Origin of the sequence: Leptolyngbya sp. PL-A3 (genome assembly GCF_039962325.1) — a bacterium.
GTDB lineage: Bacteria > Cyanobacteriota > Cyanobacteriia > Elainellales > Elainellaceae > Vacuolonema.
This window is the reverse complement of record NZ_JAMPLB010000051.1, coordinates 1-23076: the sequence shown is the minus strand read 5'-3', so window position 1 is coordinate 23076 and position 23076 is coordinate 1. Positions and strand designations below refer to the sequence as shown.

Genomic DNA, 23076 nt, shown 5'->3' with positions numbered 1-23076 from the left:
GTCGGTTACTCAAATTCTCTATCCCCATCGAGCCACTATGAAATCTAACGTGCGTTGTGCCAAACTTTTCCTTCTGGCAGCCCTGCCCGTTCTGGGGATTCTCACCGTGAAGCAGGCGGTTGCCCTACCTGCTCCTGATCAGCAAGCCAGACTACTGTCAGACATTGCCTTTCAATACGCAAAACTAGGTAATTCGCAACAGGCCGTTGCCATTTCCCAACAGGCGCTGGGGGCAGCAGAGGCCATGCAGCCCTGCTTCAAGGCCATCCCTCTGGCAAGGGTAGCGGGCAGCTATTGGTTAGCCGGACAGGAGGCGGAGGGCAGGCGATGGGTTACAGAGGCACTGGAATCCGCTCGTACTCAAGCAGCAAGCGGGTGTAGCGGCAGCGGCACCTCTCCGACGGAATCGTTGATGTATCGCGCAGGAGAGTTTGCCGATGAGGGACAGTTTGATTTAGCGATCGCCCTCGGCAGCGGCATGGGGGACCCACTCGCCCTGTCAGAAATTGCAGCGGATTTGTTGGATGCAGGACAATCTCAGCGAGCGGATGGGTTACTGAAGGAAGCGATCGCCAACGCGCAAAAGATTGACGATGCCTATTACCGAACACAAATGTTGAACAGCATGGGCATGAAGCTGGCTCTAGCAGGGCATCCTGAACCTGCAAAGACAGTACTCGAACAGGCCATCATCAGTGCCGCAACGCTGGATACCGAGAAGGCTGAAACGGCTGCATTGCAGGGAAGCGCTATCCTCTGGACGACACGGCAGTTTACGGAGTTGGGCGCAAATGATCGGGCGATCGCCCTTCTGGATCAAACCCTTCCCACAATCCGTAACCGCCCTGATGCTCCATTTCCCCTGGATAAAGTGATTCACCTTGTCGATGCGGCACTCCTCTACCAGCAGGTGGGTTTGGACGACAAAGCCGTGGCAACGTTGGCAGAGGCTTACCAGTTTGCTAGAGCCATCGGTCCCAATGATGCTAAGCGTGGTCAAGCCGACGCGGATGCGCTGGGTCGAGTCGCCATTGGCTATGCCAAAATCGGCAACTTTGAGCGAGCTATGCAGATTGTTCAGGAGATCCCGCCGATTAGCGAGCGGCAGGGGGCATTGGGAGATATTGCGATCGCCTATGCTGCGGCAGGCAATTTAGAAGCAGCAGTTGAGTTGGCGCAGTCCAACCCTAACCGTAATGGTGCAATGATCGGCATCGTCAGACACTATTTAGATCAAAAGCAGCCGGATCAGGCATGGCAGTTTGTCCAGGCACAGCAGGTCAAAGGCATTTTGTCGGAGGTGGCAGTTGGGTATCTCGATGCCGGACAGCCTGAACGGGCACTGCAACTTGCTCAGACTGGCCAGTTGGAGGGATTTACATCAGATATCGTGCAGGGCTATGCCCAGTCTGGGCAACCGGAGCAAGCGTTACAAATGGCTCAAAGTGAAGAGATCCCGTGGCTACTGCCTTCGGTCGTGCAGGGATTTGCGCAGCAGGGGAAGTTTGATGCTGCTTTGCAAACGGCCCAATCAATTGCTAATCCGGCAGATCGAGCACAGGCATTCATTGCGATCGCTCGTGCTTATGCTCAGCCACAGGCTGAGGCACAAGGAACACAGCAGCTTGTGATACAGTTGCAGGATTGGGTCGCGGGGCTATTTGGTACCTCCGATCGTGAAAGAGCGACTGAGATGTTAGAACAAGCCTTGCAAGCAACTCAGTCGATTTCCTCGGCGAAATGATAGACGTGAGCTTTTCACTGGATGGAACTGTGCAACGGTTCCATCCAGTGAAATATGAAAGGAACAAGTGTGTTTTCTAGAAGCGCCTGGGAAGGTGGGGCGATCGCCCTACCTTCTCACCAACAAAAGAACCTGTAAGTTGCTTGGAAGCGAATGAGCGAGTGGAGGGTGATCACCTTCCACTCGCTTATATAGAACCTGTGAGCTGCTTGAGAGCGTGCAGTAGATCATTATCTCGATTGATTCGCTTGTATACAAAGATTGTCATTCAGCCTGTAGTTGCTAAAAGCTTGAGATGTAGCTAAGCGGTATGTAGCTCTAATCATTCATAATTTACTAATCATTTGTCTTACTTTATGAATATTTTGGCACAGGTTCTATCTGAGGTTTTATCTGTTTCTATCTGGTCTTTAAGTATTGGATTAGTGGTCGGTGGCGTTATTGGTTTAGTGATTGGAATCATTAAACGGCGCATCAAATTTACCCTATTTCCTGCCATTTTAGGTTCGTTTTTGGGCACGTTGGTGATCGCGTTTGTCCCGCTCTTTTCGATACCTGGGTTAGTGAATGGAGGTGCCTATGCGGGAATTTATGTTCTAGCGATGCTGATTGTTTTAATTCCAGTGGGATCTATTGGGGGCGGTATCGCAGGTGGTATCCGTGGTTGTCATCGGTCTACACCGCTACCGAGGCGCACCCTTTGGTTCTCGATTCTCCTGGCTTATCTGCTCCTGATCATAGGAATTTTGGTACGAGTGGTAGTATTTCGTGCAGGTTAACGTTTACAGCACTTTCCGAGCTGATGAGCTACATCAAATTTCAAGAGGCTGTGTTGTTCGCAAAGCGGGTGGCACAGCTTCTTGAAATTTGATGTTTAATTGAGTTGAGCCACTTACAATTCTAAGGTTGATCTCTGGAAGCCGATGCCACAACCATCTTGGGTCCAAAATGCCCAGTCCTCAGGGTTGCTAAAGTCTGAGGCTTGCACTTGTTCTTCTGTCCCATTACTCCAGTTAAACGTAACATGTTGCGAACTACCGGAGTTGCGAGCGCGATAAGTTCCGACTAGTGGATCATGACTTGGATTGTTACTGACAGCACGAATGATGTTCATAGAGAAGCCATCGGGTTCGCCACCAGTGCTCACGTAGCACTCGAACGTTTCTCTACGAGCTCCGGTATCAATTATGCAGTTTCCAAACTCATACACTGGCCCCCAAGCATGGGCCGGGATAGGTGAAAGGGCAAGAGTTGCTGCTGATCCACAGATAGCTGCAAACCCAATTTTGTAACTACTTTTCATGTTTCGTCAGAGGGAGAAATACGGGAGATACGTAAAGTTTGCCAGACTCAGGTTGCTCCTTCTAAAATTTTCTAAAAAATTCACGTATCCCTAAAACTGCACAGTGTTTAGCTGGAGAGGATTAGAGTTTTCGAGGGGAGACGATTTCAGCAAGATGATGAAGTGATTAATCATTGTGCTTGCTCAAGTAGTAATAAGCAAATGCCTTCAAGGGGTGAGGGCTTTTTGTTGGAGAACTACAAAGTTCCGATGTGAGGCTAGTAGGGGCGATCGCCATCTAACGCATCATCCCCAAAGAGCCTTGATTGTCCCCGTATTGCTTCACATGATGCATGTCCTTGTTGGGACGGTGATTCTCTGCTTTTAGGTTGATGTCTTGTAGAGAAAGCGTTGCCAGACTAGCTATATCACAAAAGTATTACCGCGTATCCTTACCGCAGTTTAGACTGCGGTTTTTATTGCGAAGCGCTTACCCTACTGACATGCTTGTCACGTTACCCCTCCTAAAAAAGTGTCACTATTGGACGATTGGAAAAGCCGTGGCTTATCTGAAGGGGGAGGGGTAGTATGGCGATCGCGAGCGTTATCCCTTACCCAGCTTAATTATCGCTCGCATAAACTTGTTAAACCTGCGGAGCTCAACGATTGAGTAACAACCCTGCAGAAAGTTATAGCCTGCTTACCTCCACTCAGTTAGAGGGCTAGTTCTTAAGCTTGGAAGTAGGATAAAAGGTGTTAACGATAACCTGCTGATTGCCATCATTCAATAGATTTGCTTGAGAGTAATTTGCTAATGAATGATCGCTCAAGCAGTTCAACTGCATGAGGAGGCTAGACAATGTCAGGAGCAAGACGGATACTACTGTCTCGCTATAGTGTGGCTGTCCTGGCAAGCTTGCTGGCGTTAATCATCCGGTTTCTACTGGTGCCAGTGCTTGGTTATGAAGCACCGTTATTGGTCTTCATCATGCCTGTCATGTTTGCTGCTTGGTATGGGGGGCTAGGGCCAGGGCTATTCGCAACGGGCTTGAGTGCCCTCGTCGGTACCTACTTCTTTGTCCAACCTCTGTTTACGCTCGGTGTTACCGGGATAGAAAACGGGGTACGGATTGCTATCTTTCTGACCGAAGGAGTGATGATTAGCTATCTCAACCAGGCACTCATCACATCCAAAGAACGAACTGAGAGAACAGCCTTAGCCCTACAGGAAAGTGAGGAGAATTATCGACTACTCGTGGAGAGTGTGCAAGACTACGCCATCTTCATGCTGGATACTGATGGCAAGATTACAACCTGGAATGCAGGAGCAGAGCGGGTAAGCGGTTACTCCACCTTTGAGGTTGTGGGCCGGCATTTCTCGTTGTTGTTTCCACCAGAAGTCGTTGAGCAAGACCAAGCAGAGCGGAAGCTGGAGATTGCCACCACAGAAGGTCAATATCAGGAACAGGGCTGGCGGCGGCGGAAGAATGGGTCGTTATTCTGGGCAGATATTGTACTGAGTGCCTTACGGGACAGACACGGTAACTTGCAAGGCTTTTCAAAGGTCATGCGCGATATTACAGACCGCAAAACAGCAGCGAACGCATTGCAAACTAGTGAAGATCGCTTTCGACAGGCCTTATTAAATGCTCCTCTTGCAATCATGCTACACACCGAAGATGGGGAGGTAGCGCTGGTCAACCATGCTTGGACTGAGATTAGTGGATATAGCCTCGAAGACATTCCTACACTTGAGATTTGGACGGAAAAAGCTTATGGCGATCGCAAAGAGGAAGTACGAGCCACAATCTTGTCCCAATATCCGTTAACTCAACGAAAGGCGATGGGAGAGTACACTATTACAACCTCTACAGGCGAAAGCCGTATATGGGATTTCCATGCTGCTCCGATTTCCCCCTTGTTAGATGACCGAAGGCTGGTAGCTGTGACAGCAATCGACATTACAGGACGAAAACAAGCGGAGGCAGAAATTCTAAACCTGAACCGAGAACTTCAGCGACAGTTGGTAGAGTCTCAAACCTTATTAGAAGTGATTCCGATTGGTGTTGGTATTGCTAAAGATCCCCAGTGTGAAAAAATTCAGGTTAACTCGACGCTGGCTCAAATGTTAGCCATTGCTCCGACTGAAAATGCGTCTTTAAGTGCGCCGGAAGGCGAACGCCCGACCAACTTCAAAGTTTGTCAGAATAATCTGGAACTGCCCCCAGAGGAACTACCCCTGCAGCGTGCAGCGGCTGATGGAGTTGAAGTACAGGATTATGAGGTTGAGGTGGTTTGGAATGATGGTACCACTCTCACACTGTTGGAGTATGCTGCTCCCCTACTGGATGAACAAGGACAAACGAGAGGCAGTATTGGTGCGTTTTTGGATATTACCCAACGCAAGCAATCTGAAGAGAGGTTGCGCAAAGCCTTAAAGGATCTGTCGGATGTCAAGTTTGCTTTAGACCAAGCTGCGATTTTAGCTATCACTGATGCTCAAGGAACGATCACTGAGGTCAATGACAAATTTTGTCAAATCTCGAAATTTTCCCGAGAAGAATTGATTGGGCAGAACCACCGCCTGATCAACTCAGGCTACCATCCGAAAGAATTCTTCCGTAGGCTTTGGGCAACGATTACCCAAGGTGAGGTGTGGCATGGCGAGATCAAGAACCGCGCTAAGGATGGCACTTACTATTGGGTTGATACAACGATCGTTCCTTTTCAGGATGAGTCTGGTAGTCCCTTTCAGCATCTGGCAGTCCGGTTTGATGTCACAGCCCGTAAACAGGCAGAAGAGTGGTTAACACAAGAAAAAATTGCCAATGAACTAGAGCGTAAACGCCTGAGAACTCTTCTGGATCTCCTACCTGTAGGTGTAGGCATTGCTGATGCGAGTGGGGAGGTTTTAGAACTGAATGCTGCCATTCGAGCCATTTGGGGTGAATCTGCTCCTCGCAACAGGAGTGTGGCTGAGTATGGCGAGTATAAGGGGTGGTGGGTCAAGACGGGAGAGCGGCTGACTGCTGATGATTGGGCATTGGCGCGTGTTGTGGGACAGGGAGAAACTGTTATCAATGAAGAAGTTGATATTGAAACATTCGATGGTCAGCGGAAAACAATCCTCAATTCTGCCGTTCCGATCCGTAACGAGTTGGGAGAAATTATTAGTGCTGTTGCCGTAAACGTAGATATTACCCGACGCAAACAGGTGGAAGAATCACTTCGCCGCACGGCTCAACGGTTAGAAACCTTACAGCAAATTGATCGCGCCATCCTACAGGCAACCTCTTCTGAGGCGATCGCTCACTCTGCTCTGCGGCGGCTCAATCAAGTAATTGCCTACCAACAAGCGGCGGTTGTCTTGTTCAATTTCGAGACCAACGAAGCTCAAGTGTTAGCAGGGCAGGTTGATTCAACACCAGCAGGTTCCATCATCCCGATTACCTCATTCTCATCCTTGGAAGGCTTCCGCTATCGGGAAGCAGTTCGCTACATCGAGGATCTGAGCACCATGCTCCAGCGTCCTCCTATCCTGGAGTATCAGTTCGGTCAAGGAACACGCAGCGTTTTGATTGTTGCTCTGCTCGTGGAGGGGGAGTTATTCGGAGACCTATACTTGTTAGCAAGCGAGCCTGCTGCTTTTAATGCGGAAGAACGGATAATCGCCCAGGAGATTGCCAATCAGCTTGCAGTTGCGATTCAACAAGCTCGTCTGCGAGAGCAATTGCAACGCTATGCCTCTGAACTGGAACAACGGGTAGACGCACGAACTGCTGAGCTTCAGGAAGCCAATGAAGCGTTGCAGGCATTTGCTTACTCCGTTTCCCATGACCTCCGTGCCCCCCTACGCTCAATGGAGGGGTTAGGGACAATTCTACTGGAGGACTATAGCGACTGCCTTGATGAGAATGGACAGGAGTACGCTCAACGGATCATTGAAGCGGCTCAAGAAATGGACACCTTGATTTTGGCTCTACTGGATTACAGCCGTCTTAGTCGGGCCGATATTCAATTACAGGCCCTCAATCTCAACGCGGTAGTTGCAGAAGTCATAACTCATCTACAAGCTGATATTCATGCTAAGCACGCTCAAGTCATAGTTGAGCCGGCCTTACCGAACGTTATGGGGCACTACATCACCCTTAGCCAAATTCTCACGAACTTACTGACCAATGCGCTGAAATTTACCCAACAGAATCGTCAGCCTCAAGTTCACGTATGGGCAGAAGAACGAGTTGATGAAACGGGCGAGTGGGTACGGTTGTGGGTAGAAGATAACGGAATTGGGATTGAACCTAGATTTCAAGAGCAAATTTTTCAGGTATTTGAGCGGCTGCACAGTGCCGAAACCTATCCGGGCACGGGGATTGGACTAGCGATCGTGCGCAAGGGAGCCGAACGGATGGGTGGACGGGTGGGGGTCGAGTCACAAGCCGATCAGGGCAGTCGCTTTTGGATGGAGTTACGCAAGGCACCCGCATAGTTGGAAAGGAAGTGTTTCATTCCCATGCAGATACTGGTAGCTGACGACAATGCCAATCAACGACTTTTTATCATTCGAGAACTCGAGAAAGAGTTTTCAGGGCTACAGGCTCAAGAAATTTTTGATGAAGAGACGTTTGAACAAGCACTATCGGGCGATCGCTTTGACCTGGCCATTATCGATTATCAATTGCTATGGAGCAACGGTCTGGACTTACTGCACCGGCTAAAACAGCAGTTTCCAGAGTGCCCGGTGATTATGTTTACAGATACTGCCAGTCAAGAAATTGCCGTTGAAGCCATGAAGGCAGGCTTGGACGACTATATTCTGAAGTCTTCAAAGAATTATATTCGTCTACGAGCGGCGGCGAGAGCGGCTATAGAACGGGCTGAAGCAAGGCAGAGAGCTGCTTTACTTGAGGTTCGTTTTCAATCGTTGCTGCAGCAATTGAGTATCGGTGTGTTTCGAGCAACCCTCAATCGCCGCTTAATTGAAGTCAATCCAGCTTTTCTTCAGCTATTGCAAATCGATTCACTGACAGATGAATATGTCAATCAATTCACTCAGCACTTATCCCAATCGGCAGAGATTGCATTCAACCAGAAGCGGGAACGAGAATTACAATTGGCTGACAAAACAGGCAATCCTATCTGGATTCGTTTGACTGAGGCTCTCAATTCTGTCAACGGGGAGATGGTCATTGACGGGCTAGTAGACGACATTACTGAGCTGAAACAATATGCTAATCGGCTACAGACCATTCAGGAGGAAGAGCGGCAGCGTTACACCCATCAGCTGGAACAGGAAGTGAGCCGCCGAACCCAGGAGCTGGAGGAAGCAAATCACGATTTGGAATCGTTCGCATACTCGGTATCCCATGACTTGCGGGAGCCCCTACGAGCCGTGCGTGGTTATGCTCAAATTCTCTTGGAAGACTTTGCTGATCAATTGGCAGTAACAGGACAGGAATACGCTGTTCGAATTCGAGAAAACGCTGACCAACTAGAGCAAATGCTACAGGGCTTGTTGTCTTATAATCGCTTGAGCCGAATCCAGTTGGCATTACAACCGGTTGATCTAAACAATCTTGTAAACGATGGCTCAATCACTTAGAGATCCAACTCCGGCAAGCTCAAATTACGGTCGAAGAACCATTGTTTACTGTGTTAGGGCATTACTCAACGGTAGAACAGGCGATCGCCAATTTAGTCACAAATGCTGTTAAATTTGTTGCTTCTGGCGTACAGCCGCGTATCCGAATTTGGAATGAGCGACGTGACAGATTCGTTCGGTTATGGGTAGAGGATAACGGTATTGGCATTGCCCCGCAGTACCATGACCAAATTTTTCGTCTTTTTGAGCGCTTACATGGAGTGGAAGATTATTCGGGCACGGGTATTGGGTTGGCGATCGTTCAACGTGGCATAGAACGAATTGGTGGGCGATCAGGGGTTGAATCTCAAGCCGGTCAGGGAAGCCGTTTTTGGATTGAGCTGCCTGTGTTTGAAGAGGAAGGAACCTAAGAGAAAAATGTTGAGCTATCAATGAATGCTTGTATTTCAAATAGAGGAAGAATTTTAGAGCCGGCTTTAAAAGCTGTTGTGGCGTGCGCTTTACGTCTAGAAAAACGATCCCTTCATCAAGCTTTAAAGCATAGGCAAGCGGTTTTCGCGCTGGCTTCCAAAATAGCTGTAATGGCCGGGTGCATCCCACTTTTGTAAGTGAAGCGGGTAAAGCCCGCTTCACTTACAAAAGTGGGTTTCCAAATTGGCAAAAGTGGGATGCACCCTAATGGCTAACCTTGTAAGCTATATTACTAAAGGCTGAATTGCGGCTTAAAGCTGCCTTGCCTGAGTTAAGATGTGCTTGAATAACGATAAAAAGTGCTATAGAAGCATCAAAATCCTTTAATAAAAACTGACCGTGTCTTCTCAAAAACGTTTTCGCATTCTTGTTGTTGACGACCTGCCTGACAATATTCTCTTATTGCAAACTTTACTAGAAGCTGAGGGCTATGACGTCGAAACAGCTGAAAGTGGAAGTCTTGCTCTAGCCAAGGTTGAGGCAAATCCCCCCGATCTAGTTCTGCTCGATATTATGATGCCGGGTATGAACGGTTATGAAGTAACCCAGCAGATCCGGCAAAATTCTGCGCTACCTTTTTTTCCAATCTTGCTCATCTCAGCCCATGAGCGGGATGATGCAGTTCGAGGACTGGATTTAGGTGCGAACGACTTCATTCGCAAACCAATTAATTTTGACGAACTACTGGCAAGAGTGAGAGCTTTTTTAAGATCTCAACAGCAGAATACCCTGGCACGAACGGTGTTAGTCATAGAAGATAGTCCTTTTGATGCACTTCACCTGGAACGAATATTTTCTCAGTTAAATTTAACCCTTCTGATACAACGGGTTGCTAGAGCAGAGGATGCAATTGAGTATTTGGGTGGAGAAGGTGCTTATGGCGATCGCACTCGCTATCCTTTGCCTAACTTTGTCATCCTCGATCTGAAATTACCGGGTATGTCAGGTCTCGATTTCTTACAATGGCTGAGACAACAACCAGAACTACAGACCTTACCTGTCATTGGTATTACTGGCTCTGGCAATCGAGATTTACCACAAGCATGCGAGTTAGGTATCAAGTTTTATTTACTCAAACCGGTGGAGGTGACTGTGTTAACAGACGTTTTGCAACAACTCAGTCTGGTTTAAGCTTTGGTCCTCCATACAGGACCTCAATATAGGAAAAGAATCTAGTAGGCTGAGGCGGAAATCCATCACCTATGTTTTTGTGTAGGGTGCTTCGCACCCTACACAAAAACATAGGTTGCGAACTTAGGCCGCAGCCTACTAGTTCTGGAGGTCGTTTTATTTTTTGTCCTGTACCTCGGTACAGGACAAAAAATGTAGCACATTCAAGAACTCGTCGTTTTTTGTTCCAGGTTGAGGCTTTCTCATATATTGGGGCAGGTTGGCATATCATCTCCAACCAGTAGTCTTGCGAGGCTGGGCAATGCCTCACCATAAGTTGGGTGAATGTGAACCGATTGTTCGAGTACCTGCCATGTTGCTCCAGCTTCTATCAGCGACAAAAAGACATGCACGAGTTCAGCCGCTTCATATCCAACCAGCGTTGCGCCTAAAATCAAATTCGTCTGGGTGTCGATAACCATGCGGTAGAAGCCCAGATCATGCCCCCACTCGATGCTGCGGGCGATATGAGCCATGGGTAGGGTGACTTCGCGGGCAGCGATGCCCTGTTTCCCAGCCTGCTCTAACGTCATACCCACTCGGCCCACTTGTGGCTCGGTGTAGACGGCATAGCCTAACACCCGATCGTTGCGGCTCCGCTGTTCGCCACAGAGAATGGCTTTCAATCGACGATAGTCTTCCCATGAGACATGGGTAAAAGCAGGTTGCTTGGCAACATCTCCGATCGCATAAACTCCAGGGCAAGTCGTCTGAAACTGATCATCGATTTTAATAAACCCTTGTGCATCCAATTCAATGCCTGTCACCGCAGTATTTAATGCTCCGGTATTGGGTTTGCGCCCAGTCGCAACCAGCAATGCTTCTCCGTCCAGTACTTTGCCGTTATTCAGCGTTAGGGTAAACACACCGTTCGTGTAAGCAACCTGCTGAACCGTCGTGTTGAAATGCAGTCCAATTCCATCTTGCTTGAATGCATCCAAAAGCACATCACTGACATCAGATTCTTCCTGAGCCAGTAGGCGATCGCCCCGCACAATCAACTCAGTCTGGCTGCCTAAACGCGCCATTCCCTGCCCTAACTCCAGGGCAATATAGCCTCCGCCAACCACAAGCAACCGAGGTGGAAGCTGTTGCAAATCAAAGAAATTGCGATTGGTGAGATAAGGCGTTCCCGCTAAACCAGGAAGCTCAGGAATCGTAGAGGATGTCCCTGTGTTGATGACGATGATCGGCGCCTGCACCGTCACGCCCCCTCCGCTGACCGTTCGCTCTCCAGTGAAAACAGCTTCAGCGTAGACGATTTTAACCCCTGCGCTCTCTAACCGCCCCTTAGTGCCCTGGTTAAACTGGCTGCGAATGCCCTGCACTCGCTCCATCACCGCAGGAAAATCGACTTCAACCTGCGCGTGTATGCCGAGTTTTGCAGCTTGCCGAGCGCGACCTGCGGCATGAGCAGCGGCTAAAAAGGCTTTAGAAGGCGTACAGCCATAGTTGATGCAACTGCCGCCCAACGCATCGCGCTCAAATAAAACGACGTTCTTACCAGCTCTGGCAAAGTCAGCCGCGAGTGGGACTCCACCCTGACCACTTCCAATCACAATGACATCTGCTGTTTCCATGGTTACCTCGGTTGATAGTTTGTCATTACAGTTTGGTGACTTCACGTCGCGTGAATTCAGCGGTGTGTAATTTCACGAAGTCGTACATGCTCGTCGGTGTCTTGCCAGTCAGCTTGAACAGGTCGTTTGTCATACGGTCATACCGTCCCTGCGCGTGAAGTTCGGCCATTACCGCGAGGTGGTTGACGAGGTGCGTTGGCACCCCAAACTCGCGAAGCCCATCAATCCACTCAGGGAGCGGTACGTCGCGATAGCGAATCGTTCGGCCAAGGGCTTCAGAAAAGACATGGGCGTAGTCGTCTAGATCGGCTGACTCGAATCCGGTCAAATTGTACACATGACCAATGTGCGGGGCAGGGTCGTCGAGGATCTCAGAAACAGCACGCGCTACATCAACCGCCGAGACCGGCGAGGTCTTGCTGTTGCCCAGCGGCAGTGCCAGTTCGTTGCTATCCCGAATACTAGCAGCGGCGAGACGCAGGAAGAAGCTTTCGAGAAAGACCGTTGGTCGCACTGTGACGACGGGTAGCCCCGACCACGCTAATGCCTGTTCTGCAAGCCAGTGCAGCTTGTGCTGTGGGCTGTCTGTAGTCGCGGTGATGCTCATCTGCGTCACCGTCATCTGGGACATATTCACGAAAGCCTCGACCCCATGATGCTTCGCCACCGCAGCGACGTTGACCGTGGCTTCGAGATAAGCTGGCGAGACTGACATGCCGAAATAGATGCGCGCAACTCCTGCGATCGCCCGATGCATCGAGTCAAGATCCGTCAGGTCACCCTGCACAACTTCGGCACCAAGCTCGCGTAGAGCTTCAGCGCGTTCATCTTCCCGCCGGACCAAGGCGCGCACTTTATGCCCCTTGTCGAGCAGCATTGCGGTCAGGTTACGACCGATCGCACCAACATCTCCGGCTGCTCCGGTCACGAGGATTGGGCTGTCATGGGTGGAGTTCATGGTCATATCATTTACCTTCTTGTCGCTCATGTCGAGGACATATCTGTTTGTGTGATCATCCAAACGTGAATGCAAAAGCCTCTACCCCGGCATCCAGAAACTGAATCTCGAATTGGCGATCGGTGATGGACTGGGGCTGTCGAATCAATTGATACAACCGCTGTTCGGTAACGGTGCCTTCGCCTTGTTCATTGAGGTCGAGTCCGTGAGCCGCGACGGCTGGTTGCCCGTCTATGAGCACGCGAAACCGCACAGACGTTCCTGACACAGTTGGCCCCATAACAAGATGAAGGTCGCGGGCGTGAAAGCGGTACACAATCCGTCCACCGGGCTCGTTCAGTGCAATGGCTTGTCTTCCAATGGTCCAATCACCCGAAAGTGCCCATTGATTACGTTGCAATTGTACGGGGGTGGTGTAGGAATGGCGCTTGTTTAACACGGCGCCACTGGGAGACGCAAAATTTTCAGTTCTTTGATATCCAAGGTAGTTTTCAGGCGATTTCAGGTTGTTCCAATCGGCGGCAGCTTCAAAACCGTGAGCCTCGACTGCAACCATTTCCTGACTGCGGCGGCTTGCGGACTCAGCTAACAGCTGTTGAATGGCCTGTTCTGATTGCTCGTACTCGCCTTCGCCGAAGTGGTGATGACGAATGCGTCCTTGCGTGTCGATAAAATAAAGGGCCGGCCAATAACGATTCCCGAACGCGTGCCACACCGCATAATCGTTATCCACGGCGATCGGGTAGTTAATTTCCATGTCCGTTGAGGCTCGGCGGACGTTATCGAGAGTCTTCTCGAATTCGAACTCCGGTGTGTGCACACCGATCACGACCAGTCCTTGATCCTGATACTTCTCGGCCCACGCGCGAACATAAGGAAGCTGGCGCAGCCAATTGATGCAGGTATACGTCCAGAAGTTGATGAGCACAACTTTTCCACGCAGCTCGTCAACCGTCAATGGCTGCGAGTTGAGCCATGCGATCGCGCCCACAAGCGAAGGCAGTTCGCCTTCAATCGGTAACTCGGCCATTGCTGGTGTAGCGTCTTGTTTAGTGTAGCCAAGTCTGCCGAGTTGAGTGGCAGCAAGGGCTTGAACCGTGGTTGTTAAAAAGGAGCGGCGATTAGGATTGACTTCTTCAAACATGGGCTGACCTCCTTGTTGTGTTCAGATAGGTACGGTGGAATGAGAGAATCACTTTGCCACACCCACCGAGTACGTGGGTGTGACAACTCTGACCGCCTTATCTGGAAGCAGACAACACCTCCTCCATATAACGGTCGGCGGCAGCGGCGGCCTCTTCTGGGCTGTTGCCATTCTGACGTGCATTTAAATAGGGCGCGTACCAGTCCCACCAGTGATGCTCGTCGTGAGTCTTCTCGTAGGGGTCGTGGTGCTCTGCCGTCTCGCGGAGAAGGCTTGCAAGGGTTGCAACGTCTGTATCTTGTGCTGGCGCTGAGTTCCATTCTCGGCCGGGAAGCCGCGTTGTAATTTCCTGGAGCAGCCAAACGTTCCCCTCTGGATCCTCGAATGAGGCAAATGAGAAGTAAGAACGACCTTCTGGATCGCGCCCGTCGACGCGCGGGTTCTCCACAGCATTATTAAAAGGACCACCAGCGTAATGGAAGATCTCGCTTACATTGACACCACGAGCGATCAAGTCTTCGCGAGCGGCATCGAGGTCTTCGACGGCGAGAACTAGATTGTGCGCCGTGTCAGAATTCGCTGGAGTGACTCCCTTGCCGAAGATGATCGAGGCGTCTGAATTGGGTGGTGTCATCTGCACGCCTCGGAAGTCGCCCTCCGCCACGTCAATGTCAAATCGCCAGCCGAGGTTTTCGTAGAATGCTTTCGCACGGTCAACATCGGCAACATTGAACAACACAACTTCGAGTTTTATGTTTTGACTGTTTACGGGATTGCTGTTCATCTTGTTCTCCTTTTGTTGGTAAATCTGGTGTTCAGATTCGTTACTTCTCATTCTTCTGCGATCGCCCGATTCACACCACTCAAGTTCTTTGAGTTAAAACGTGACTTAGCTGCGTTTACAGGGGTGCTGAATTCACGGGAGTTACAGGTTGTCTGTCCGTATTGCTTGTTGTGACGGGGGAGAGGAGTTTGCACACTGACTGCAACGGTTTCGAGTTCCGTCACTCGCTCCATCGCTCACTTCACCGAGGAAAAGGCGGTCGGTGTCAGCAACTCGTTGCTGATGTTCTGCACAAGTTGACCGTCTTTCTCAGTTTCGGTGCTGATCGCGATCCATTCGGGATCGGCAAGGAATGCAGCCCAGCGCTCTTCACGTTCAGCCATGCTGTTCCAGGCAAGCATGAAGGTGAGCCGCTGATTACTCTCGCCGATTAACGTGGTCCAGAATCCAGCCTGACGGATGCCATGCTTTTCCCAAATCTGTAGCGTGTGGTGCTCGAAGCGCGAAAGTAGGGCAGGTAATCGTCCGGGCGTGGCGTGATAAATGCGTAATTCGTAGATCATGCCTTTTTCGAGTGGAGTCATGGTGTATGTTCCTGTGAAGGCTAGATGATCGCGCAATTCTGTTTGAGAGCGTCAGCGTCAGTTGTCTCACAAGGGGGTGTTAGTGCCCCGCACTCTGACCCCCATCAACATGAAGGATTTCGCCTGTTACAAAGTTGGCTGATTCCAGGTAGAGGACTGCATCGACGACATCGGAGACCTCGCCCATACGACCCATTGGGTGCAGAGCATCAAGCTGTGCATGGGTTTCGGCAGGATGCATCGGCGTCTTGATCGTACCCAGCGCGATCGCATTCGCTCGGATACCGCGCTTGGCGTACTCGATCGCCAGCGATCGGGTTGCAGCATTTAATCCACCTTTTGTTAGGGACGCAAGCACAGACGGTACACCCGCGATCGCGTTATCAACTAGGCTCGTTGAAATCTGCACGATATGACCGCTGCCCTGCTTTTCCATCTCAGCGATCGCGAGTTGCGTCATGTGAAAAAATCCAGCGATATTGGTGCCCAGGTATGCCGTGTAATCAGCCTCGGTGTAGTCGGTAAATGGCTTGGCGATGAAGATGCCAGCGTTGTTAATGAGCGTGTCAATCCGCCCAAATCGGGTCACACCCTCGATAATCGCACGCTCGGCAGTTTTTCGCTCCGCGATGTCGCCAGATACTGTCACGATTTCATCATCGTCTGAGGGCTGGATCGAGCGCGAGATTGCGATGACTCGGTAGTTGCGATCGCGGTACGCCTTGACGAGAGCTGCGCCGATGCCCTGCGATGCGCCGGTAATCACAGCAACTTTTTGTTCGATGTCCATGGTAAAACTCCTTTAGAAATCATGTATGAATGTTGCAGGTCAAACTACGGTCGAAGCTGTAATACGTTGGTCATGGTCGGTACTGGTCGTGACTGGTAGCCATGCTTCGATTTCCTGGGCCACTTTCACGGCGTTGTTTTGGTACATGGCGATCGCATCCTTCCCGACGGGCAAATGCACGGGCGGATGGTCTGTAGTGGCGACTTGAAGAATCACCTGAGCAAACTTTTTCGGATCACCGGGTTGGTTCCCGTGTAGCGCATCGGCTCCGCTCCGCATCTGTCCTACCGTTTCCTGGTAGTCGTCAATGATGGTTTTTGCGGCAATATAGGATTCCGTGCTCAGGAAGTCGGTACTAAAAAGACCGGGAGCGACTACCGTGACATGGATGCCGAGCGGTGCCAGCTCGACTGCCAGCCCTTTCGAGAGGCCTTCGACGGCAAACTTAGTGGACCCGTACAACCCCCAGCCTGGAATGGCATCGTAGCCAAACAACGACGAAATATTGATGATGCGTCCAGACTTTTGCTGGCGCAGGTAGGGCAATACGGCACGCGTCACGCTTAGTAAACCAAATACGTTGGTGTCATACTGTTGGCGAACTTCGGCATCTGTGGCTTCTTCGATCGCTGTAACCATGCCATAGCCAGCATTATTGACCAAGACATCAATCCGACCAAAACGGGCAATGCCCTGCTGAACAGCCACTTTTACCTGGTCTTCCTGGGTGACATCCATCTGCACCACATACAGATTCGGGTCGTTGTGCAAAGCATTGGTGACTTGTGCGGGCTGGCTGCGAACCGTTGCCACAACCTGGTCACCTGCTGCCAGGGCTGCTCTGGCAATTTCCAACCCAAAACCTCTGGAGGCTCCGGTAATAAACCATACGTTCTGCGTTTTCATATGTGTCCTCGTTTTAGATGTTGTCTAGTGTGTGGGCTGACTGCTGTATGGATGGTGGGTATTAGAAGGAGCAAAAAGCTGTTACTTTGGGCTCCTTGTTCTTCAGTGCTTGTCTTGTTACCGTCCGGGAAGCCGTGTTTTCAACTCCTGGAGCACCCAGCCATTGCCGTCTGGATCACGGAACGAGGCATAGGAGGCATAGTCGCGACGTTTCGGATCGGGGCCTGGTACCCGTCCCTCGGTTCCGGCGTGATGGAAAACTCCTCCGATGTCGTGGAATACTTCACTCACCTCAACACCCCGATCAACGAGTTCGGCGCGGGCTGCCTCGATGTCGTAAACGATGAGGTACAGCCCCTGAACGGAACCCGGTGCGGCTAACGTCACTCCCTGCCCGAAGATGATCGAGGCTTCGGAGCCAGGAGGGGTTAATTGCACTACCCGGAAGTCCTTACTAGTGACAAAGTCAGCATCCAACCGCCACCCCAACGCCTCATAGAAGTGCTTGGAACGATCAACATCTGAGACGGGCAATACCATAACTTCGAGTTTCATATTTTGACTGTTTACGTGATTGCTGCTCATCTTGTTCTCCTTTTGTTAGGTGAGCTTGCGGCCCACTCGGTTAACTTCATTCTTCTGCGATCGCCCTATCCACACCACTCAAGTTCTTTGAGTTAAAACGCGACTTAAAGTCCGAAACTGAAACCCTAATTCAGGGAAGGTGCGGACGCACCTTCCCTGAATTAGGGTTTCGGATAGCAGCAATTCTCATTTTGAAATCAAGCTCGAAAACCGCCCACCTTTAGTGGGCGGTTTTCGAGCTTCAAGGCCGAGAGTGCGTGCCCGTCGGGCACGCACTCTCGGCCTTCTCATACTGGGAATTGCTGTTCGGATAGGTCGTTAATAGCGAGGATCAATGAAACCTGATATACTTCGGCCAAAAAGGAATCATTTGCCGGTCTTTCTAGTTCGCTGAAGCTCTTCGTCAGGCTTGTATTCAAGAAACGCCCGATACTTTAAGGAAAGGTTCGTTCTGTCCTTTGCATGAGTGGCTGTATGAATTCCAACCCATCAAAATCTAGACGTGGAACAACCCCGTCTAAGCGAGTGCGAGGAGTCATCCTATCGCCTCAGGGATGGCAAAAATTTCAGACGGCAAAACAGCAGGCAGAATCCGATGAAACCTGGGGTAAACACTTTACCCAGGAAGACATCAGCGATCGCACCGGGCTTTCCCTCAATACCCTGGCTCGCATCTTCAAACGTGAACTGGGGGTCGATCGCCAATCCGTAGAGTATTTGTTCCGAGCGTTTGGGTTGGAATTAACGCAGGCAGACGTGAAATCCCCTGCCTCCTCGGAGGAAACCGAGAGCCGATGCAATCCTCAACAGGACTGGGACACGGCGGTTGATGCCTCGGTATTTTATGGACGTGAGGCAGAACTGGCGCAACTATGGCAGTGGGTTGTGTCTGATCGCTGTCGCATCGTTGGGCTGTTGGGCATTGGCGGCATTGGCAAAAGTACGATCACCGTCAAGGCGGCGCTGCAGATGCAAGCTGAGTTTGAGATCGTCGTGTGGCGCTCCCTGGCGAATGCGCCCCCGCTAGATGAACTGCTATCAAGCCTGCTGAAGTTTCTTATGCCGCTCTATGGGGAAGACCCCATCATTCCCACGACGCTTGCTCAGCAGCTTCCCAAACTGATGCAATACCTGCGATCGCGTCGGTGTTTATTAATTCTCGATAACGTTGAAACCATTTTGCAGCGTGAGCCAGTGGGACAATGGCGATCGGGGTATGAAGGTTACGGACAGTTGCTCAGAGCCATTGGTGAAGCGTCTCATGGGAGTTGTTTGTTACTGACGAGTCGAGAAAAGCCACGCGAGATGGCTCTGATGGAAGGCGCACAGACGCTGGTGCGATCGCTGCCCCTGAGTGGGCTCACACCGGATGACGGACGTGCCATCTTTCGGCAAAAAGGAGCGTTTACAGGGTCAGAAGTCGAATGGGAGGCGTTAATCCATCACTACGGTGGCAATCCTCTGGCGCTGAAACTGGTGGCAGCCGCAACTCAAGATTTGTTTAACGGCAGTATTAGCGAGGTAGTACCCTTTCTCAGCCAGGGATTGGCGGTATTTGAAGATATTCGCGATGTGCTGGAGCGTCAGTTCGATCGCCTATCTGAAGCAGAACAAAAAATCCTGTTCTGGTTTGCTATTCATCGGGAGCCAGTCTCGATCGCAGACATTCGAGAGAATGTAGTTGATCTGGCTGCTCAGCAACATGTACCTAATTTGGTCAACTCATTACTCCGGCGATCGCTCCTTGAAAAAAATGATGGGTTATTCTTCTTACAACCCGTAGTGATGGAATATGTCACGGAACAATTCGTACAACAAATTTGTATCGAATTTGAGACGCAGCGGCTTAACGTTTGGCAGACGCATTCTTTATTACGAGTACAAGCAAAAGATTACGTTCGAGAGATTCAGACGCGCCTCATTATTCAACCGGTGATGGAACGGTTGCTGTCTTGCTTTGGTAGCGTGGCAGCAATTGAGTCGCAAGCAAGGCACCTATTAACGCAACAGGGGAAGAAACCCGGGTACATTGCCGGCAACCTGATTAACCTCCTGGTGCAGCTTCAAGTCGATTTGCGTGGCTCAGATTTTTCTGGTCTTGTAATGCAACAAGCCGACTTACGGCAAGTCGATTTATCCAGGGTCAATTTTCAGAATGCTACGTTTGCCAAGTCCATCTTTTCGGAAATGTTCAGTATTGCCATGTCAATCGACATGAGCCCAGATGGTGAGATGATGGCAGTGGGCGATTCCAGTGGTAATATCTATCTCTGGAATGTCACCACAACCCAACTTCTGGGCACCTTGGAAGGTCATGTCGGCTGGGTTTGGTCAGTTGCCTTTAGTCCCTCTGGTGCTTTGCTAGCCAGCGGCTGTACGGATAGTTCCGTGCGCTTGTGGGATGTTCAGAGTGGGCAATGCTTGCAGCTGCTAACAGACCATTCGGGTGGTGTTCGGTCAGTGAGTTTTAGTCCTGATGGTCAGCAGTTTGCGAGCGGTAGTGAAGACAAAACAGTCCGCCTATGGAACTTGCAGGGGCAGTGTTTCCGTGTTTTGGAAGGGCACACCCAGAGTGTTTATTCTGTCCACTTTGCTCCAAATCAACAAACTCTAGCCAGCAGCAGTAATGATGCAACGGTTCGGATTTGGGATGTGAGTAATGGGAACTGCTTGAGTATCTTACAAGGGCATACCAGCGGGGTTCAGTGTGTACGCTACAGCCCGGACGGTCAACTCCTCGCCAGCGGCTGTCGGGATGGATCGATTCGACTGTGGAACGCTCATCTGCCTCACAACCGAGCGTCGAAGCCTAATGTCATAACTTCCAGCGTCAAGCTACTGCAGGAACATACCGACTGGGTTTGGAACATTGCTTTTAGCCCGGATGGTCATTGGTTAGCCAGTGCGAGCCTCGATAGTACGCTGCGCCTTTGGAGTGTTCCAGACGGGCAACCTATTCATGTACTTGAAGGCCATACGCATGATGTTTATGGGCTCGCCATCAGTGCCGACAGCCAATTATTGGCTAGTACAGGAAAAGATTACACCGTGCGGCTGTGGAATTTGCCGGGCGGACAGAACCTGAAAACACTGCGCGGCTATACCGGTGGCATTCACTCCCTGAGCCTCAGTCCGGATGGCCAAATTCTTGCGAGTAGTGGTCAAGATGAAACGATTCAGTTGTGGCATGTGCAACGAGATCACAATCGATCGCAACTTCACCCCTACAAAACCTTTTCTAACCCAATTCGTCGGATGTCACCCTTCAGCAATGTCAGTTTTAGTCCTGACGGCCAAACACTCGCGGTCAATCGACACAATGAGTCGATCGCGCTATGGAATATCCAAACTGGGCACCTCGATCAATGGTCAGCACACAACGCATCGATCTGGACCATTCTGTTTAGCCCAACGGGACAAATTCTGGCAAGTAGTAGTTATGATTGCACTGTGCGGCTTTGGGATGTGCAAACGCATCACTGTTTGCATATGTTGTGCGGACATGAGAGCGGTATTCGTGCGATCGCGTTCGACTCCAGTGGTCAATGGTTGGCAAGCGGTAGTTTTGATCTCACTATTCGCTTGTGGGATGTGCAAAGTGGAGAATGTCTGAAGGTTTTTCAGGGACATATCGGTGCAATTTTCGCACTGGCATTTGAGCCGAATGGTCACCGGCTGGCAAGTGGCAGTCATGACCAGACCGTTCGATTATGGGATGGGCAGACTGGAAAATGTTTGAAGGTTTTGCAGGGGCATACTGGAGCTATCTGGACGGTTGCCATCTGTCCCAATGGTCGATTTCTGGCAAGTGGCGGTGATGATCAAACCATTCGACTGTGGGATCTGCAAACGGGGCATTGTCTCCACGTCCTGGATGAACATAACGGTTGGGTCCGGTCGGTGATCTTTAGTTCCGACGGTCAAATTCTATTCAGTGGTAGCAACGATCGCACCATCAAGCTTTGGGATGTGCAGTCAGGACGTTGTATCAACACGTTAACGGTCGATCGCCTATACGAAGGGATGAATATTCAAGGCGTAACCGGGTTGACCGTGGCTCAGAGAGCCACTCTGAAAACGTTAGGGGCAATCGAGAACTAATGCGACTATACGTCCGGGTTCGATAAATTTTCTTGTCTTCAATCGTGCCTAGTACGCTGCGGCGGAAATCCATCACCTATGTTTTTGTGTAGGGTGCGAAGCACCCTACACAAAAACATAGGTTGCGAACTTAGGCCGCAGCCCACTAGTAATAGTTAAAAGGCATTGAGCGATCGCGCCATTTTCTTTTTAACAAACTGATCGACTTAGTGGCTTCCTCTTGATTTCTTGCTGTTACTCGACTTGTCTTTGGGGCGAAAAATATCCGCTATGTTGAGTATCCCTGAGGCTGTTTTCAAAATTATTGAAGAGGTTGATCTTTAGTAGGCTGGGGCAGAAGTGTACAACCTATTTTTTGTGGTGAGGTGCGAAGCACCTCACCACAAAAAATAGGCAACGAACTTAGGCCGTAGCCTACTAGTATCTGTTAAGCACGAAAAATCACCCTCTTCGAATGGGTCTTAGAAAAACGCCATAAGGCGGTTAAATGCCTACTCGTGGAAAATCAGAAAACTGATCCAGATAGGAACGAACCAGACGGCGACTGAGCAGTTTGCCTAATTGCGACCAGGCAAGCTGGCTGATCACAACCGTCAATACAAGGGCGAAAATCAGAGATGGCAGTATAGCCAGGCCAAAAACTTCCATGGTAGATGCAAGCAGGATACACAATCCTGCAGATGTTCCAAGGAAGGGCAGCAGAACTTGTACACCCCCACCCCGGGGCAAGGTATCAGGAGAAAAGTTTTTTGACCAGTAATTTACCCGATGCCGCACCGCAACGATGAGTGGAAGGGAGCATGTCAAAATGATGAGCATGCTGGCAAACAGCAAAAAGTAGGGAGGCTCAGGTCTAGCAGCTGCCCAGTCTGAAAATTGCTCAAACGAGATTAAAGAGTTCATAGCTCTTGATAAACGAGAGGGACTAAAAGGATGCTTGCAAGTCTAATTTGCCGTGAATCTTACCTGTGCGAAATCAACTCTTGGATGATTTCAAACATTCTCTAAAGGATGGGAACGGTGATATAGATGGGCACGGTTTAGGCAATCGCCTATTGTCTTTCACTGACAATATTCTGGATGTTGTGGATAGCATGTTCATTCCATGTTAGGAAAGCGATCGCCCTCATTCCTCTAACAAATGACATAAGCTATTACTTCTTAGTTTACTCAATTTAGTTTACTCAGCAGGGTGAATGCTGCGGAAATTCGGGGTTTATCAGAAATTCCAAAAAAGATTTAGTTTTATGTATGTGCTCTATCTAAGTACCGGACAAAAGCTTGCAAAGATTGAGTAGGAGAGGGTTTCATGAGAATTACCACATTCATCCACGAAACCCTCATGAACCAGATTACTCTAATCCGAAAAACATTG

The 23076-nt window shown here is 50.1% G+C and carries 18 protein-coding genes and 1 pseudogene; 8 read left to right on the top strand and 11 right to left on the bottom strand.

Annotated elements, in window-relative coordinates; translation table 11 throughout:
* Window positions 1–37 precede the first annotated feature (37 nt).
* Together NDI52_RS26210 and NDI52_RS26205 are read left to right on the top strand one after the other, a co-directional pair.
* Window positions 38–1744, top strand: a complete 1707-nt coding sequence (locus NDI52_RS26210) for a hypothetical protein (protein WP_190773781.1) — start codon at window positions 38–40, stop codon at window positions 1742–1744.
* A gap of 356 nt (window positions 1745–2100) precedes the next feature.
* The gene (locus NDI52_RS26205) at window positions 2101–2523 is read left to right on the top strand and encodes a hypothetical protein (protein WP_190773782.1); all 423 of its coding nucleotides are present in this window, start codon (window positions 2101–2103) and stop codon (window positions 2521–2523) included.
* 113 nt (window positions 2524–2636) lie between these two features.
* On the opposite strand, the gene NDI52_RS26200 is transcribed toward NDI52_RS26205, so the two are convergent.
* On the bottom strand, window positions 2637–3047 hold the full coding sequence (locus NDI52_RS26200) for a hypothetical protein (RefSeq protein WP_190773783.1): 411 nt from the start codon (window positions 3045–3047) through the stop codon (window positions 2637–2639).
* Between the two features lie 838 nt (window positions 3048–3885).
* Here NDI52_RS26200 and NDI52_RS26195 point away from each other — a divergent pair.
* The 5 genes and pseudogenes from NDI52_RS26195 to NDI52_RS26175 all read left to right on the top strand — a co-directional run bounded on the left by NDI52_RS26195 (window position 3886) and on the right by NDI52_RS26175 (window position 10230).
* Entirely contained in the window at window positions 3886–7515 is a 3630-nt protein-coding gene (locus NDI52_RS26195) for a PAS domain S-box protein (protein ID WP_190773784.1), read from the top strand.
* Window positions 7516–7539: 24 nt separating this feature from the next.
* Window positions 7540–8628 carry a response regulator gene (locus tag NDI52_RS26190; protein WP_348256561.1) on the top strand — a complete coding sequence of 363 codons (1089 nt, stop codon included), beginning with the start codon at window positions 7540–7542 and terminating at the stop codon, window positions 8626–8628.
* A gap of 50 nt (window positions 8629–8678) precedes the next feature.
* Window positions 8679–9038 (top strand): ATP-binding protein, encoded by a 360-nt coding sequence (locus NDI52_RS26185; protein ID WP_348256564.1) that lies wholly within the window; start codon window positions 8679–8681, stop codon window positions 9036–9038.
* A gap of 394 nt (window positions 9039–9432) precedes the next feature.
* Window positions 9433–9810 (top strand): annotated as a pseudogene (locus NDI52_RS26180) (response regulator); the annotation flags it as partial.
* Entirely contained in the window at window positions 9793–10230 is a 438-nt protein-coding gene (locus NDI52_RS26175) for a response regulator (RefSeq protein ID WP_347280000.1), read from the top strand. The pseudogene NDI52_RS26180 and the gene NDI52_RS26175, both read left to right, overlap by 18 nt.
* Window positions 10231–10472: 242 nt before the next feature.
* Here NDI52_RS26175 and NDI52_RS26170 read toward each other — a convergent pair whose 3' ends face one another.
* From NDI52_RS26170 to NDI52_RS26130, 9 genes are all read right to left on the bottom strand, one after another.
* Window positions 10473–11849: an FAD-dependent oxidoreductase gene (locus tag NDI52_RS26170; protein WP_190773787.1), complete on the bottom strand. Its 1377-nt coding sequence runs from the start codon at window positions 11847–11849 to the stop codon at window positions 10473–10475.
* 25 nt (window positions 11850–11874) lie between these two features.
* Window positions 11875–12837, bottom strand: coding sequence for an SDR family NAD(P)-dependent oxidoreductase (locus NDI52_RS26165; RefSeq protein WP_199330869.1), 963 nt, complete (start codon window positions 12835–12837; stop codon window positions 11875–11877).
* A gap of 25 nt (window positions 12838–12862) precedes the next feature.
* On the bottom strand, window positions 12863–13951 hold the full coding sequence (locus NDI52_RS26160; RefSeq protein WP_190773788.1) for a thioredoxin family protein: 1089 nt from the start codon (window positions 13949–13951) through the stop codon (window positions 12863–12865).
* A 97-nt stretch (window positions 13952–14048) separates the two neighbouring features.
* Window positions 14049–14735, bottom strand: a complete 687-nt coding sequence (locus NDI52_RS26155; protein WP_190773789.1) for a VOC family protein — start codon at window positions 14733–14735, stop codon at window positions 14049–14051.
* A 47-nt stretch (window positions 14736–14782) separates the two neighbouring features.
* A complete protein-coding gene (locus NDI52_RS26150) occupies window positions 14783–14968 on the bottom strand; it encodes a hypothetical protein (protein WP_190773790.1) in 186 nt (61 codons plus the stop codon).
* A gap of 3 nt (window positions 14969–14971) precedes the next feature.
* Window positions 14972–15298 (bottom strand): NIPSNAP family protein, encoded by a 327-nt coding sequence (locus NDI52_RS26145; protein ID WP_190773796.1) that lies wholly within the window; start codon window positions 15296–15298, stop codon window positions 14972–14974.
* Window positions 15299–15398: 100 nt separating this feature from the next.
* A complete protein-coding gene (locus NDI52_RS26140; RefSeq protein WP_190773791.1) occupies window positions 15399–16109 on the bottom strand; it encodes an SDR family oxidoreductase in 711 nt (236 codons plus the stop codon).
* 39 nt (window positions 16110–16148) lie between these two features.
* The gene (locus NDI52_RS26135; RefSeq protein WP_190773792.1) at window positions 16149–17015 is read right to left on the bottom strand and encodes an oxidoreductase; all 867 of its coding nucleotides are present in this window, start codon (window positions 17013–17015) and stop codon (window positions 16149–16151) included.
* A 117-nt stretch (window positions 17016–17132) separates the two neighbouring features.
* On the bottom strand, window positions 17133–17570 hold the full coding sequence (locus NDI52_RS26130; protein WP_199307586.1) for a VOC family protein: 438 nt from the start codon (window positions 17568–17570) through the stop codon (window positions 17133–17135).
* Window positions 17571–18074: 504 nt separating this feature from the next.
* On the opposite strand from NDI52_RS26130, the gene NDI52_RS26125 reads away from it, so the two are divergent.
* A complete protein-coding gene (locus tag NDI52_RS26125) occupies window positions 18075–21701 on the top strand; it encodes an NB-ARC domain-containing protein (protein ID WP_190773794.1) in 3627 nt (1208 codons plus the stop codon).
* Window positions 21702–22184: 483 nt separating this feature from the next.
* On the opposite strand, the gene NDI52_RS26120 is transcribed toward NDI52_RS26125, so the two are convergent.
* Window positions 22185–22604: a hypothetical protein gene (locus NDI52_RS26120; protein ID WP_190774965.1), complete on the bottom strand. Its 420-nt coding sequence runs from the start codon at window positions 22602–22604 to the stop codon at window positions 22185–22187.
* Window positions 22605–23076 lie beyond the last annotated feature (472 nt).